At 34.5% G+C, this 15,614-nt stretch carries 11 protein-coding genes and 1 other annotated feature; of the genes, 5 read left to right on the forward strand and 6 right to left on the reverse strand.

Translation table 11 applies throughout. The features are described from left to right. Positions 1 to 36: 36 nt before the first annotated feature. Together BR77_RS05500 and BR77_RS05505 are read right to left on the reverse strand one after the other, a co-directional pair. Complete coding sequence (locus BR77_RS05500) at positions 37 to 381, reverse strand: YlbF/YmcA family competence regulator (RefSeq protein ID WP_010051820.1); 345 nt, start codon at positions 379 to 381, stop codon at positions 37 to 39. 129 nt (positions 382 to 510) lie between these two features. Next, positions 511 to 2,637: a PBP1A family penicillin-binding protein gene (locus BR77_RS05505; protein WP_010051818.1), complete on the reverse strand. Its 2,127-nt coding sequence runs from the start codon at positions 2,635 to 2,637 to the stop codon at positions 511 to 513. Between the two features lie 324 nt (positions 2,638 to 2,961). Here BR77_RS05505 and BR77_RS05510 point away from each other — a divergent pair, with 324 nt between their 5' ends. Beyond that, positions 2,962 to 4,326 (forward strand): hemolysin family protein, encoded by a 1,365-nt coding sequence (locus BR77_RS05510; protein WP_233638696.1) that lies wholly within the window; start codon positions 2,962 to 2,964, stop codon positions 4,324 to 4,326. Between the two features lie 529 nt (positions 4,327 to 4,855). Here BR77_RS05510 and BR77_RS05515 read toward each other — a convergent pair. The 3 genes from BR77_RS05515 to argR form a co-directional block, all read right to left on the reverse strand. Beyond that, positions 4,856 to 5,716: an aldo/keto reductase gene (locus tag BR77_RS05515; protein ID WP_015075921.1), complete on the reverse strand. Its 861-nt coding sequence runs from the start codon at positions 5,714 to 5,716 to the stop codon at positions 4,856 to 4,858. An 84-nt stretch (positions 5,717 to 5,800) separates the two neighbouring features. Continuing rightward, on the reverse strand, positions 5,801 to 7,336 hold the full coding sequence (locus BR77_RS05520; RefSeq protein WP_035064170.1) for a phosphohexomutase domain-containing protein: 1,536 nt from the start codon (positions 7,334 to 7,336) through the stop codon (positions 5,801 to 5,803). A 70-nt stretch (positions 7,337 to 7,406) separates the two neighbouring features. After that, positions 7,407 to 7,862 carry an arginine repressor gene (gene argR / locus BR77_RS05525; protein WP_010051814.1) on the reverse strand — a complete coding sequence of 152 codons (456 nt, stop codon included), beginning with the start codon at positions 7,860 to 7,862 and terminating at the stop codon, positions 7,407 to 7,409. Between the two features lie 159 nt (positions 7,863 to 8,021). Beyond that, positions 8,022 to 8,242, forward strand: a binding site (T-box leader). Between the two features lie 86 nt (positions 8,243 to 8,328). On the opposite strand from argR, the gene argS reads away from it, so the two are divergent. Further along, positions 8,329 to 10,020 carry an arginine--tRNA ligase gene (gene argS, locus BR77_RS05530; RefSeq protein ID WP_015075919.1) on the forward strand — a complete coding sequence of 564 codons (1,692 nt, stop codon included), beginning with the start codon at positions 8,329 to 8,331 and terminating at the stop codon, positions 10,018 to 10,020. Positions 10,021 to 10,069: 49 nt separating this feature from the next. Here the strand turns inward: argS and BR77_RS05535 are convergent, their stop codons facing one another. After that, positions 10,070 to 11,689: a MucBP domain-containing protein gene (locus BR77_RS05535; protein ID WP_236700900.1), complete on the reverse strand. Its 1,620-nt coding sequence runs from the start codon at positions 11,687 to 11,689 to the stop codon at positions 10,070 to 10,072. Positions 11,690 to 12,255: 566 nt separating this feature from the next. Here BR77_RS05535 and BR77_RS05540 point away from each other — a divergent pair. From BR77_RS05540 to BR77_RS05550, 3 genes are read left to right on the forward strand one after another with little or no spacing between them, the layout of a single operon-like run. Next, positions 12,256 to 12,969, forward strand: coding sequence for a polyphosphate polymerase domain-containing protein (locus tag BR77_RS05540; protein WP_010051809.1), 714 nt, complete (start codon positions 12,256 to 12,258; stop codon positions 12,967 to 12,969). After that, a complete protein-coding gene (locus BR77_RS05545) occupies positions 12,963 to 13,637 on the forward strand; it encodes a DUF4956 domain-containing protein (RefSeq protein WP_015075916.1) in 675 nt (224 codons plus the stop codon). The genes BR77_RS05540 and BR77_RS05545 overlap by 7 nt, the downstream gene beginning before the upstream one ends. Positions 13,638 to 13,663: 26 nt before the next feature. Next, entirely contained in the window at positions 13,664 to 15,559 is a 1,896-nt protein-coding gene (locus BR77_RS05550) for a carbohydrate-binding domain-containing protein (RefSeq protein ID WP_015075915.1), read from the forward strand. Positions 15,560 to 15,614: the final 55 nt, after the last annotated feature.

The raw sequence follows: 15,614 nt of genomic DNA on the forward strand, positions 1-15,614 counted from the left end.
TATTTTACAATAGTGAACTCATTTATTATTTTTTAATTAACCTTGGTATAACTCTTGAATTGGAGACATAATGATACGGTTTACATCATCAATCAGTTGGCTTAATTTTTGTTCAGCTTCCATCAAGACTTTGATTGTTTCATTTTCGCCAGTTTTCATTGCCATTTCTTGTGCTTCTTTAATTTCTTCTTCTAAAATCTCTTCACCAGACATTTGTTTTTGTTGTAATTTAATTTGGATGCCTTGGAATTCTTTAAACATATCATTTGATTCTGGATTTGCTTTAACTGCTTCATAAGCTGCTTTCAAGGCAACATAAGCTTCAGTTTCTCTTAAATCTCTCTCAAGTTGGTTTGCTGTATCATAAATATTTGTACTCATAAAAATGAAACACTCCTCTAATTTAAATTGGTTGTTTTACTCATTAACTATAACATTTCTACTTAATTTAATCCAATACCTTTAATGAAAAAAGTAAATTTCATTGCATATAGTGAGAAACAAAAACACTTATTTTATTTTTTCTTTCAAGCCATTGAAAAATTCACCCGTTTTATCTTTTAAATAGGAAGAACCTTCCTTAAACTTATCTCCCCAATATTTAGCTCCTTCATCAAAACTATCCTTCCATTTATCCATTGTTCCCTTATTTTCTTCAGTCACAATTTCTGAAGCACTTTCTGTTGTAAAAGGCGTCATTGGAGTAGCAGGTAATATATTTGCCATTTGAGATCTAAAGACAGGAGCAACTCCTTCTGAACTTAAACCATTTAGGTAATGATTTTCATCCGTTTGATCATATCCAATCCAAGTAGATAAAACAACATCCGGTGTATACCCGACAATCCATTGGTCTTTTGTTCCATTTTTTTCACCAAATGTTAATTCTGTACTTCCTGTTTTACCTGCTATTTTATAGCCTTCTGGTAATGCACTCTGTCCTGTACCGTTATCGAATACCCCCATTAGCATACTCGTCATATCTTTTGCGACTTCTGGTGTTGTCACTTTTTTCGTTTTTGTTTCAGTATTATCGACAATAACTGCTCCAGTAGCATCTACTATCTTTGTAATTAAATGACCTTCTGAGCGTTTCCCTTCGTTTGCAAAGGCTGTATAAGCACTAGCCATCTGTAAGGGCGAAACCCCCTTTGTTAGTCCTCCTAAAGCCAAACCTAAATAGCGATCATCTTCTTTTAAAGGAATACCAAATTTTTTGACTTTTTCAAAACCTTTATCCACACCAATTTGATCTAGTAACCAAACTGCGGGAGCATTGATACTATCTTCTACAGCTTGATACATCGGTACTTCACCTAAATAAATGCCATTATAATTTTCTGGTGTATAATTATCTGATCCATAGGCTTTTTGTTCATCTTTCAATAATGAATCGATTTTATAACCTGATTCTAGTGCTGGCGTATAAACAGCTAATGGTTTCATAATTGAACCTGGTTGGACTCTAATTTGTGTTGCACGGTTAAAGCCTCTAAAAACATGCTCTCCTCGACCACCAACTAAGGCATAAACTCCACCAGTTTTAGGATTCATTGCTACAGAACCGGTTTGAACCAGGGTTCCATCTTCTGAATACTGGAATAAAGCATCATTGTTAATGGTTTCTTGCATTTGTTTTTGATAATCCTGATTTAAAGCTGTATAAATCTTATAGCCTTTGTTTAAGATATCTTCCTCTTTCAAACCGTAATCATTAATGGCTTCATCAATTAGTGCATCAAAATAATAAGGGTATTGATAACCACTAGTTGCGTGATAGGTATCTTCTAATAATAAGGGTTCTGACTTGGCTACATTGGCCTCTTCTGGAGTTAATTTTTGATTGTCTACCATTAAATCCAAGATTAAATTACGACGTTCAATCGAATTGTCCATATGGTCAATTGGATTATAATAACTTGGTGATTTTAAAATTGCAGCAATTGAAGCTGCCTCTGTCACGGTTAGTTCTGAAGCATGTTTTCCGTAGTATTTTTGTGTTGCATCTTCAACACCCCACACTCCATTTCCGAAGTAGGCATTATTTAAATACATTTCCAATATGTCAGCTTTACTATATTTTTTTTCAATTTCAATAGCTAAAAATAATTCTTCAGCTTTTCTCGAAAGTGTTTGATTTTGTGATAAAAAGGCATTTTTAGCTAATTGTTGCGTCAAGGTACTTCCGCCGCCAACAATGTTTCCGCGATTAACTACATACCCAACTGCTGCTCGTAAGATGCCTTTAACATCAAATCCTCCATGTTCATAAAAACGTTTATCTTCAGTTGAAACAACTGCATCCTGTAATGCTGGAGCGATTTGATCAATACTAACAAAAGTCCCTTTTTGATCATATAGCGTTCCCGCTTCTGCCCCATTTTCATCATAAATTGTTGTCGTCTGCTCGAGGCCAGCTTTTAGCGAAGCGACATCTGCTGTTTTAGCTAGATAAAGCAAATAAATACTCGTTACTAATACAACTAGCAAAGTAGCCAATAAAATAATTTTATTTATATGATATTTTTTCCAAATACGTTTGCGCCAACGATGAACTTTACCTAGATAAGGACGTAGCCATTGCCAAAAAATAATCATTTGGGCTTTAAATTTTGCAAAAAAAGTTTTTTCTTCCATTGATAGCTCAATCCTTCAATATATATATTTTACTCTCTTATAAAATAAGTGCTTCTTTAATTCTACCAAACAATTCCTCGATATGAAATACATCTCAAGGTGGATGTTGAAATAAAAGTCTTTTGACTCCGTCACATTAGTGATTCCGCCCCTTATTCCCCATGTTTCTTCTAAAATATGATTAAATCCACTCAGGGTACTGGTAGTCTTATCCATTTTCCTTTATAATTCTACAAGAACAGAGTAAAATAAAGGTAAAGAGTTTTTTAAATTTAAACTAAGTTTCACTAAAATGGAGGTGAGGCTTACGCTTATGGCGTAGGCGTGCATTTGTCAATCGGAACCGGTATGATTATATTTTTTATTATTTTAGGTATTGCGGCCTTATTTGTTATGTCAGAATTTGTCTTAGTCCGTATTCGCCCTTCAAGATTAGATTTTCTTATTGAAAATGGCAATAAGAAAGCTATTTTGTTAAAAAAAATGACACAGCATTTAGATACCTATCTATCTGCGACACAACTAGGAGTCACTATTACTTCTCTTGCTTTAGGTTGGTTAGGTGACCCGACTTTTAAACGTTTGTTTGATAATTTATTTGAAAATTTCAACCTACCAAGCTCAGTTTCAAGTCTTTTATCTATCGTAATCTCATTTTCAGTCCTTACCTTTATCCAAGTCATTGTGGGGGAGTTGGTGCCTAAAAACTTTGCCATTAATAAGACAGAAAAAATCGGCTTATTAATTGCTCGACCTTTACAAATTTGGTATCTTTTAATGTTCCCAATCGTCTATTTACTCAATGGCATTGCAAATGGAATTTCCCGCTCTTTTGGATTGAAAAGTGTTGGTGAATCTGATGAGAGTGTTTCAGAAGAAGAACTGCGGATCATTATGAGTGAAAGTTTAAAAAGTGGGGAAATTAACCATGATGAGTATCAATTTGTCGAGAATGTTTTCGCTTTTGATAATCGTATGAGCCGCGAAATCATGGTTCCTCGTACTGAAATGGTGACTGTCTCAACTGATATGAGCCTGAAAGAAATTAGCCAGTTGGTTCAAACGGAACGATATACTCGTTACCCAGTTATTCAAGATGGCGATAAAGATTCTATCGTTGGAGTCATTAATACAAAAGAAATTTTTGCAGCTTATGTAACATATGTCGAGTCTGGCTTATCTGATGAATTTATGATCACCAAGTATGTTCGACCAGTCATTTCTGTTATTGAAACGATACCCATTAAAGAGATTTTAGTTCGCATGCAAAAAGAACGCAATCAAGTGGCGATTTTAGTTGATGAATATGGTGGTACAAGCGGTATGATTTCAATCGAAGATATCGTTGAAGAAATCGTTGGGGATATTAATGATGATTATGCCACAACTGAAGCGCCGGAAATGACAAAAATAGACGATCATCATTATCTAGTTAGCGCACGCATGTTAATTGACGATATCAACGAGCTATTCGGACTAGACATTGATGAAGAAAATGTTGATACAATTGGTGGATGGATGATGAATGAAAAGTATGATCTTGTTGAAGGGGATCATATTGTTTTCAAGAATTATACATTTACGGTTAAAAAAGCAGGAAAAAGTACAATTGAATGGATAGAGATTACTCTTTCAGACAATAAAGCTGAAACACACGAAGTAAATGAAAAAAATAAAGACGAAGAATAGAAAGATAAGGCCGGGATTTTTTTCCTAGCCTTATTTTTTTATTCTTCGAAACGTCTAGTTAATCTGTTTTTTACAAAGCTTATTTTTTTTTATGTTTATCCGTATTACTATTTTTAGGAATATAAATTGGTGAAGAACTATTCTTTTTTTCATCTTTTTGTTTTTCCGCTTGATTGCCTTCAATGTTTCCAAAAACAGTATTGGTTAAAAAATTTTTAAATCCAGGGGTATTCCTTTTTTTTCTAATCGCTCTCACCTCTTTCCAAAATATATTATTACACAATCTTATTAAAATGAAAATAAATTAACTCTAAAATTCCCTAAATTTTAAGCAAACTATTACTTTTTAATTTGACTACAAAGCAAATCAGCTTTTTTCCCCATCTTGTTAAAATAAAAAAACTGAAGGAAATCCCTCAGTTTTCAATCATTCTAAATAGTTATTTTTACTAACTACTCTTCTACTAAATTTTCCATCTAAGAATATGAAAACAGCTTGAGGAAAAAACTCAAGCTGTTGGCTTTACTCTTATTCAGGTCTAATAGCACTCGTTTTTAAAAATTCTTCATCGTCAGGATCTTTGGCATAACGAGTACCTGTATTTAAGGTAGCAATCTCTGCCATATCTTCTTTTGATAAACTAAAATCAAAAATTTTGCTATTTTCTTTAATTCGATGCGGAGTAACTGATTTTGGAATAACCACAATTCCGCGTTCTACATGCCACCGTAATACGATTTGTGCAGCTGTTTTATTGTATTTTTCACCAATTTTAACTAAAACTGGATGACTTAATAAATCATGTTTCCCTTGACCTAATGGACCCCAAGCTTCATGAAGGATACCATGTTTTTCCATAAATTCATGAAGTTCATTTTGTGGGAACTCTGGGTGTGTTTCAATTTGATTAATCATTGGTTTAATTTTAGTATGAGCCATTAAATCTTCTAAATGATGAATTTGGAAATTAGAGACACCGATTGCCTTAATTTTACCCGCCTCATATAATTCTTCCATCGCTTGCCAAGTTTCAATATAATTCGGTGAAGCCCAATGAATTAAATACAGGTCTAAATAATCTGTATCTAGTCGTTTTAAAGTTGCTTCAAAAGCTGCTTTCGTTTCTTCATATCCATGATCATAATTCCAAACTTTTGAAGTTATAAATAATTCTTCACGTGGAATTTCTGTTTCTTTGATTGCTTTTCCAACAAATTTTTCATTATTATAAATCATTGCCGTATCAATGTGACGGTAGCCATCATAAATAGCCGATTTCACAGCCATGTTTAGCTCATCTTCTTCTTTTACTAAAAAGACGCCTAATCCTAATTGTGGAATCTCAACACCATTTGCCATTTTCAAACTGTTTGTAATTGCTAATTCCATTCACTAGTCAACTCCTAATTTTATATTTCAGACTGTATATTTTATTTTTGTCCGTCTTTTTATTGTAATGTACTTTCTTAAAACTTACAAAAGAGACGCATCCAATTCATCATTCTCTTCAAAGAAGTTTTTCAAATCTTTTCTCAATAAAGCAATAGCACCTTTTTGATCGCTTTCAAAATTTAATACAAGCAACGGTTCATGTAAGCTTAAACGCAATAACATCCAACCAGTTCCATACTTCCCAGAAGTATTTACTCGAACACCCTCCAAGTTGCGTGGTTCAACTTCTAAATCAGCTGTTTTATAAATAAATCCTCTGAAATCTTCCATTGCATCTGCTCCAACAAGACTAATATCTTCCGATAAAATCTTGAAACGGACTTCATCTGTTTCAACCGGTTGTTTTAAATTTGCAATTAAAGAACTTAATTCTTTGCCTTCTTTTGTTAAAACTGCATCCGTCATTAAAATTTTTGCAACTAAATAAGCACCATCATCTAAAAAATAATTTTCTTTTAAAGCTGCATGACCACTAGTTTCAATCGCTAATGAAGTTGGAATACCATCTTTATTAAGCTGAATTGCACGATTAATCACATTCCGATATCCAGTAATGTACCGATTTTGTTTCCCACCCAGACTTTCAATAAAGTTTTTTAAATGTTCTGAGGTTGTTGAATTTGTAACGATTGTTGTTCCAGGATTTTCTTTAATAACGATTGCTGAAATAATCCCAATTAAATTATTACGATTTAACGTTTTTCCTTGCTTATCCACTAATGCTGAGCGATCAACATCAGTGTCAAAAATAACTCCTAAATCAGCATTATGTGCTAAAACTGCAGATTGAATACTTGCCATTGCAGCTTTATTATCTGGATTTGGAATATGGTTAGGAAAATGTCCATCTGGCTCTAAAAATCGACTCCCTGTAATGTTTGCTCCCAAAACTTCTAAAACTTGAGTCGCAAAGAAGCCTCCTGCGCCGTTTCCTGCATCAACAATAATGTGGCGCCCCAATAAAGGTTGCTGATAATTTTCTTCATCTTGAATGCCTACTCGGATTTTATCAACCAAATCATTTGCATAATCTTTTAGTAAGAAACGTGGCGTTACAAAGCCTTTCATATTTCCCCAAAAAACATATTCCCAATCAGCATGTTCTAAGATATAGGTAATGTCCTCTTTTTCAGCTCCGCCATCTTTTGTAAAAAATTTCAAACCGTTATATTCATATGGCAAGTGGCTAGCAGTAATCATAATAGCGGCATCACAATCATAGTCAACATATTGAGTAGCCATAAACATAGCTGGTGTGGTCGCTAGTCCGACATCAAACACTTCAAAGTTAGCATTTACCAATCCTTCAATTAAAGCGCTTTTAATTCTGTCAGCAGAAAGGCGGCTATCATGTCCTACAGCCACACGTATTGGATAATGTGGATCGTCAACCGCTAACTTCTTGATTTCTTTTAGCCATGAGGCAAACCCATATGCTATCCTTTCAACTCGGTCATCTGTTAAATTCATGACTTTGTCCTCAGTTGTAAGTGCAATTCCTCTAACATCTGAGCCATTTTGTAAAGCATTTAAGACTGGAATACTTGATTCATTCATTTATTCTACTCCCCTTTGTTAGGATAAATAATAACTCGTTGATTCATATAAGTTCAGAAAGAATTAGCTTTTAAAAACTGGTCCACTTATTAAAATAATCGTACATGCGAATAGCTTCTTCCTCACTTGGAGAAATAACCAAAATCGTATCATTTCCGCCGACAGTTCCAACCATCTCTGGAAAATCGATTGAGTCAAGTAAAGCTGCGACCACATGGGCATTGCCTGGAATTGTCATGATAATTGTCATAAATTGAACACGCGTAAGTTTTATTACCACTTCGCCAATCGTTTGTTCCAATTTTTCTTTGTCCGACATTTTATTGTGCTGGAATAAAATATATTTAACAGTGCCCTTTGAGGATGTTGTTTTTACTAAGTTCATTTCTTTAATATCTCGTGAAATTGTGGCTTGAGTTGCCTCAACACCTTCTGCTTTAAGGAATTGTAACAGCTCTTCTTGTGTTGCCACATCGTGGTTATTAATAATTTGTTTAATCACCATTTGCCTGTTTGTTTTCTTCATTTAAGAAAACCCCCTTTGTTTTTGGTTCCTACTTCACATTATACCAAATCAAACCCATTTCTGCTTTTATTTCCTCTGCTTTTTTACTAAAAATTAGAAATCAAAAATAAAGATGGTATTTCGCAGCATGATTTGTTATACTAAATCTAATTTCATATCAAAATTTTGTCGACAAAGAGAGTATTTTTCCAACTAAGTTTAAAGCGAATTGGGACGGTGTAAGCCAATAACAGTTGAAAAAAGAAGCGCACTTTGGAAAAAATAATTTGAACATTATAGTAGAATTATTCGGATTTGTTATCCGTTATCAATCAACAAGTGGCTAAGAGAATAACCCTTAGCAACAAGAGTGGTACCGCGGGCCTATTCTCGTCTCTTATTTGAATTCATTCAAATTTGGGCGTTTTTTTTATGCCTTTTTGTCAACAAAACGAGACTGAAGAAACCAAAATAGGAGGAATTTTTAATGGATTATAAATTACTTGTCGCTGAATTATTACAAAAAGAAATTGGCGAAACATTAACAACTGAACAAATTTTCAACTTATTAGAAAAACCAAAATCAGCTGATCACGGGGATATTGCTTTCCCAACTTTTGCTTTAGCTAAGGCTTTTCGGAAAGCTCCACAACAAATTGCGACTGACTTAGGAACTAAAATTACAGATCCGCTTATCGCTAAAATTGATGTTGTAGGTCCTTATTTAAACTTCTTTTTAAATAAAGAAAGCGTTAGTTCTACAGTTCTTAAAGAAGTTTTAGATGCTGGAACAACATACGGCAACCAATCAATTGGCTTAGGTCAAACTATTCCAATTGATTTATCTTCACCAAATATAGCAAAACCTATTTCAATGGGACATTTGCGTTCGACTGTTATTGGAAATTCTATTGCGAATATTGCTGAAAAACTTGGCTTTAAACCTATTCGGATCAACCACCTAGGCGATTGGGGAACTCAATTTGGGAAATTAATCGTAGCCTATAAACTGTGGGGCAATGAAGAAAGTGTTAAAGCTGAACCAATTAATGAATTATTACGACTTTACGTGAAATTCCATGCTGAAGCAGAGGAAAAACCTGAATTAGATGACGAAGCACGCGCTTGGTTCAAACGTTTAGAAGATGGAGACGAAGAAGCCGTAGCTTTATGGAAATGGTTCAGAGAAGAATCTTTAACTGAATTCAACCATATTTACAAATTATTAGGGATTGAATTTGATTCTTATAATGGTGAAGCTTTTTATAATGACAAAATGGATGAAGTTTTAGATTTATTAGAAGAAAAACACATTCTAACTGTCGATAATGGTGCAACTATTGTTGATTTAGAGAAATACAATTTAAATCCAGCGTTGATCCGGAAATCAGATGGCGCAACCTTATATATTACTCGTGATTTAGCAGCTGCACTTTACCGTCATCGTACGTATAATTTCGCTCAGTCTTTATATGTAGTTGGAAATGAACAAAGCAACCATTTCAAACAGTTAAAAGCGGTCTTAAAAGAATTAGGCTTTGATTGGGCTGATCAAATGCATCATGTGCCTTTTGGTTTAATTACGCAAGGTGGTAAAAAACTGTCTACTAGAAAAGGCAAGATTGTCTTATTAGAGGAAGTTTTAAATGAAGCTGTTAATTTAGCGAATCAACAAATTACTGAGAAAAATCCTGATTTAGCAGATAAAGATACTACTGCTAGCCAAGTTGGAATTGGTGCTGTTATTTTCCATGATTTGAAAAATGATCGTTTAAATAATTTTGACTTCGTTTTAGAGGAAGTTGTTCGTTTTGAAGGTGAAACTGGACCTTATGTTCAATATACACGTGCCAGAGCTATGAGTATTTTACGCAAAGCTGCTGATGTCTCTTTTGATTCAGCATCGTTGGCATTGGATGACGAATACAGCTGGGAAGTCATCAAACTAATTCAAGAATATCCAACAACTGTTTTACGTGCCTATGATAAACTAGAACCATCTGTTATTGCGAAGCATGCGATTCATTTAGCTCAAGCCTTTAACCGTTATTATGCACAAGTTAAAGTTTTGAATGATGATGCGCAAAAACCTGCTCGTTTAGCTTTAGTTAAAGCTGTAACGATTATATTAAAAGAAGATTTACGCTTGCTTGGTGTTGGTGCACCAGACGAAATGTAATTCAAATTAACAAAAACCCTGAGAAATCAATTGATTCTCAGGGTTTTTTCTATTTATTTTTGGTTCTTTTTCTTAAAATGGCTAACACAGCTAGCCCCATAATTCCAACTCCAGCCAGACTGTAATTTAATGATTGTTTTTCACCAGTTTCTGGCAAGCTATTTTTACTTACTTTAGCTGTTGCTGGTAATGGATTTGCTGTCTTAAAAGGTGGTTGAATCTGGCTTATACTAGTACCCGGTTGTTGCTTTTGATAAATATATACAACCGATTGATTTTCAGATGTAAATAGTCCTTTGGCGTTGGTTGGTACTTGTTTTAATTCCCAACCAATAAAGGATTTCGCCATCGTTTCATAAGTAGCATCTAGTTGCCCAGTTAATTGCTCAGATGGACTAAGTTTACTGCCTTCGGTATCTTGGTAATCAACTGTAACTGGAGCACCATTGGCTTTCTCGTAGATATACACAATAGTCTGAGCTTTATCTGTAAATAGGCCTTTGGTATTTTCAGGACTTGTTTTCAACACCCAACCAGCTATCTCTTTTATGCTTGCCTCGTAAGGAGCATCTAGTTTTCCATCCAATTGTTCTGAAGGAATTAAATCATGTCCTTCTTCGTCTTGAAAGTAAACAGTAATTGGCGCTGCCGTTGCCTTTTCATAAATATAGACAACTGTTTGATTTTTATCCGTAAATAAACCCTCTGCATTAGCTGGGACTTCTTTTACTACCCAACCTGCTAGTTCTTTTTCACTTGTTGAATATGGAAAATCTAATTTTCCGCTTAACTGTTCAGCCGGAGCTAATTCGTTTCCAGCTTCATCTTGATAATAAACAGTCACTGGCTCCCCATCTTTTTTCTCATATACATAGGTAACGGTTTGTACATCTGTTGTAAATAGTCCACTGACATTATCAGGAACTTCTTTTAGAACCCAATCAGGTATATCTTTTTCTTGCGCCTGATAACTTTCATTCACATTTCCATTTAATTTCTCAACAGGTGCTAATTCATTATTTTCTTCGTCTACATAATGGACATTTACTGGAGCACCTGCAATTGGATCATTCTCAATAGCAAAGCTTTGATAATAGGTTCCCGCAGAAATAGCATAAAAAGTGAACCCTACTGGAATTTCATAGGTTCCAAATGGATTATTATAGCGTGCATTATAAATAAAAGATGTAGCATTTTCATATGCATCAGGTTCAATTTGATTGATTGTTAATCCATTTGTATCAATTGTTAGGCGATCTGCTCCCATTTCTACTCCATCAAATACGAAATAAGTATCTGATAAAGCGGTACTAAATGAAGGGGTATATCCGTCAAAATTAGTTAATTGTTTAGGAAATTCAGCAAAAGGAAGTGTAATTGTTTTTCTTTCACTATCATAAATCAATTTAGAGCGCATCAAATTCACAGCAGCATTATCTCTGCCTGTGTTTTGCCCTGTCGCTGATAATCTCGTTAATTTTGGAGCATCATTGACCCATCTAAAATCAGAAACCCCATTAAATTGAATATTCAGAGCTTGTAAGTTAGGTAAATTTGCCAAAACTGAGACATCGGTAATTTGGGGATTTCTTTGAATATTAATTGACTGTAAACTAGTTATATTTGCTAATTTCTCAATGATTACATTATCACTCTCTGTCCGATCCAAATCAATATGTGTTAATAAACTTAAGCTAGATAAATCAGGAAATAAAGAAGAATCCAGCGCTTGACCATTTATACGTATATTTGTGACATTTATCGCATACTCTAAGCCTGTAAAATCAGTTATTTTTGAGCTTCCTCAGCGATAACCTTCCCCGTAGTCAAAACTGGTGATACTAAACTAGCAATTAGACCGATTGAAATAATTTTTTTAAGTTGCATAAACATTCCTCCATAAACTTAATTAATTTATTTTTTATTCTTAATCTATAACAGAATTCCACAAAAAATTTTCATTTTTTTATACAGTAAAAAAAAGATTTAGAAAACTGTGACTCCACTACACTAATGAGTTATCGTATACGTTACTCCATTAAATATAGCATTTGTAATTCCTTTTTTTATCCCTGGGAAAAATTAGTCGCTATTCTGTCACACTTTCTGTTCACATGGTATTCACATTTAACTCTCATTATAAAATAACAGGATTAAGTTTTTAAGGTTATTTTAAGTTCCCCAACGTAAACTAAGTTCATAACTACCAAGACTTATTAAAAAGGAGTTTTAGACATGAGTAAAAATAAAAACATTTTTCAACGTAAAGAAAAAAAATATAGGCTGTCCTTAGATCAATTCGAAGACTTGTTTAAAGAGTTACTCTTCTATATGGAACAAGATAAATGTGGGATGCAGACAATCTCGTCTCTTTATTACGACACTGATGATTTTCAGTTGATTCAAAAATCAATTGAAAAACCAATCTACCGTGAAAAATTTAGAATTCGCAGCTATGGAATTCCTACAGCTACAGATATGATTTTTTTAGAACTGAAGAAAAAATTTGAAGGCGTCGTTTATAAAAGACGCGTATCATTAAGTTTGGCGGAAGCAACTACTTACTTATCTTCCACTAATATTCCATTAGAAAACAATCAGATTATGCAAGAAATTGATTGGTTCTATTCACGTCATCAACTAACTCCAAAAGTTTTAATTGCCTATGATCGAATTGCCCTTTTTGGCAAAGAAGATCTCGATTTTCGAATTACCTTTGATTTCAAAGTGCGTTGGCGAGCTACAAACTTAGATTTAAGTGCTGGAGATCATGGAGCCTATTTAATTCCAAAAGATGAATGTTTAATGGAAATCAAAGCGTTAGGAGCCATTCCATTTTGGCTGACACAAATTTTGGCCAATCATGAACTTTATCCTGTCTCATTTTCAAAATACGGAACCTGTTATAAAAATTATTTATATCAAGAAAGGGTCGATCAATTATGTTAGCAAGTATTTTACCATCTACAACTGGAGATATTACGATTTTACAAATCTTATTTTGTACCATTTCCTCTTTACTTTTGGGGGTTTTAGCGGCAAGTGTCCATATGTATCGTAATGTTTACTCAAAAAGTTTTGTTGTTACATTAGCAATTCTACCAGTTTTAGTTCAAACCGTTATTATGTTAGTTAATGGAAACTTAGGCACAGGGGTTGCCGTTTTAGGGGCCTTTAGTCTGATTCGTTTTCGTTCTGTTGCAGGTGGTGCAAGAGAAATAAGTAGTATTTTCTGGGCTATGGGAATTGGATTAGCTACAGGTATGGGTTACTTAGTCTATGTTTTCTTATTTTCGCTAATTATTGGATGTATGCTCCTCTTTTTAAATACCATCCACTTTGGACAAAGTAAACGGACTGAAAAATCTTTAAAAATAACGATTCCTGAAAACTTAGACTATACAGGTTTATTTGATGACTTGTTTGATAAGTATACGTATGAAGCTCATTTAGATCGTGTAAAAACAACCAATATGGGCAGTTTGTATGAACTAATGTATCAAATTATGTTAAAAGATAACCGAGAAGAAAAAGCAATGATTGATGAAATTAGACGTCGCAATGGCAATCTAACCATTATTTGCGGAAAAGTAGCAACGAATAAAGATGAACTTTAAAATTTAATTCAAAGAGGTGTATAACTATGAAAAAAAAGACAATTAAATTAATGCTAGTACTCTCGTTACTAGTGACTTTAGCAAGTTGTGGTACAGCGACGAATTCGTCTACCTCTACCTCAAAATCATCTAGTTCAACGGAAACTACTTCTACTTCTACAAATATAGCCACGACAACAACAGATGATAATGGCCTATTTGGAACCTACACAGCAGAAGATCAGGACAGTAACTGGGATGAAACGAGTGGAACGACTATCCAATTAAACAAAACTTCTATTAAAGTAGACGGTTCTGGAGCTTCTGCTACAGATAGCATTGTTACAATTACAGCAGCTGGAACTTATATCGTTTCTGGTACATTAACAGACGGGCAAATTAAGGTTAATGCCAGTAAAGAAGATACTGTGAGAATTATTCTAAATGGAGTTGATATCACTAGTTCAACAACATCTCCTATTTATGTTCAACAAGCTGATAAAATGATTCTGACCTTAGCTGATAAAACTGAAAATAAAGTTAGTGATGCAACTGAATATAGTTACCCAGATGCAACGACAGACGAACCTGATGCTGCAATTTTTAGTAAAGATGATTTAACAATTAACGGTTCTGGAGCTTTAAACATTTCCGGAAATTATAATAATGGCATTGCAAGTAAAGATGACCTAGTTATTACGGATGGGACGATTACAGTTGATGCTAAAAATCATGCTCTGCGCGGAAAAGACTCCGTTTCTATTTTAGCTGGAACATTTGTGCTTAAAGCTGGCAATGATGGAATTCAAACCAATAATTCAGAGGATACAACGAAAGGTTGGATCGGAATTGATGGTGGGACCTATACAATCACAGCAGCTCATGATGGCATTCAAGCCGAAAGTTCCCTTTTAATTTCTAATGGGAATTTTACTATTAAAACAGGTGCTGGAAGTGATAGTCAAACTTCCGTAACTACGAATACAAGCACAACTGCAGAAAATTCTAACAGCTTTAAAGCGCTCAAAGCAACTGAACAATTAACCATTCAAGATGGCTCATTTACACTTAATGCCGAAGATGATGCTCTTCATACTAATGGCATTATTACAATCAATGGTGGTGAATTTTCTATTTCGACTGGTGATGATGGCATGCATGCAGATGATACTTTAACAATAAATGCTGGAACGATTGATATAAAAAAATCTTATGAAGGTCTTGAAGCAGCCTTCATTGTAATTAAAGATGGAACGATTCATGTTACTAGTTCAGATGATGGAATTAATGCAGCTGGTGGTAGTGATGGAACAACTGATGAGATTGGACCAGGAGGACAAAAAGACAATTTCAGTTCTGGTGGTGATTACGGTTTAACTATTACAGGTGGCCGAATCGTAGTTGATGCAGGCGGAGACGGTTTAGACTCAAATGGGGACATTGATATGAGTGGCGGAGTTGTTTTAGTCAATGGTCCAACAGATAATGGAAATGGTGCGATAGATTTTGATGGAACCTTTAATTTAAATGGCGGGACCCTAGTTGCATCTGGTAGCTCAGGTATGGCTGAAACACCGAGTACATCTTCCACTCAAGCCTCTTTAAATTTAATTTTTTCTAACACACAACAAGCCGGAACATTAGTTCACATCGAAGATGAAAATGGGGATGAAGTCCTAACCTTTGCTCCAACTAAGAATTTCCAATCCATTGTTATCAGTACTCCTGATATGCTACAAGGTAGTAAATACACATTATACTCTGGTGGTAGCCATTCCGGAACAACTACCGATGGATTATATCAAAATGGTTCTTACACAATTGGAACACAGCTGACAACTGCAACACTTACTGATGTCAGCACAAGTATTTCAGAAACAGGTGCTAGTATCACTACTGGCGGTATGGGAGGCGGCGGTGGACGCCCTCCTGGAAATAATTAAACAAAATAGTAAGTCAGAAAAGACTAGGGAAATTTTCCTAGTCTTTTCTTGCATA

It is taken from the genome of Carnobacterium maltaromaticum DSM 20342, from assembly GCF_000744945.1.
GTDB lineage: Bacteria > Bacillota > Bacilli > Lactobacillales > Carnobacteriaceae > Carnobacterium > Carnobacterium maltaromaticum.

Excerpts from the sequence above, each read along its gene's own strand:
- BR77_RS05500 (WP_010051820.1), bottom strand. The coding sequence starts at position 381 with ATGAGTACAAATATTTATGATACAGCAAACCAACTTGAGAGAGATTTA.
- BR77_RS05515 (WP_015075921.1), bottom strand. The coding sequence starts at position 5,716 with ATGGAATTAGCAATTACAAACAGTTTGAAAATGGCAAATGGTGTTGAG.
- BR77_RS05505 (WP_010051818.1), bottom strand. The coding sequence starts at position 2,637 with ATGGAAGAAAAAACTTTTTTTGCAAAATTTAAAGCCCAAATGATTATT.
- BR77_RS05545 (WP_015075916.1), top strand. The coding sequence starts at position 12,963 with ATGTTAGCAAGTATTTTACCATCTACAACTGGAGATATTACGATTTTA.
- argS (WP_015075919.1), top strand. The coding sequence starts at position 8,329 with ATGGATTATAAATTACTTGTCGCTGAATTATTACAAAAAGAAATTGGC.
- BR77_RS05540 (WP_010051809.1), top strand. The coding sequence starts at position 12,256 with ATGAGTAAAAATAAAAACATTTTTCAACGTAAAGAAAAAAAATATAGG.
- argR (WP_010051814.1), bottom strand. The coding sequence starts at position 7,862 with ATGAAGAAAACAAACAGGCAAATGGTGATTAAACAAATTATTAATAAC.
- BR77_RS05550 (WP_015075915.1), top strand. The coding sequence starts at position 13,664 with ATGAAAAAAAAGACAATTAAATTAATGCTAGTACTCTCGTTACTAGTG.
- BR77_RS05520 (WP_035064170.1), bottom strand. The coding sequence starts at position 7,336 with ATGAATGAATCAAGTATTCCAGTCTTAAATGCTTTACAAAATGGCTCA.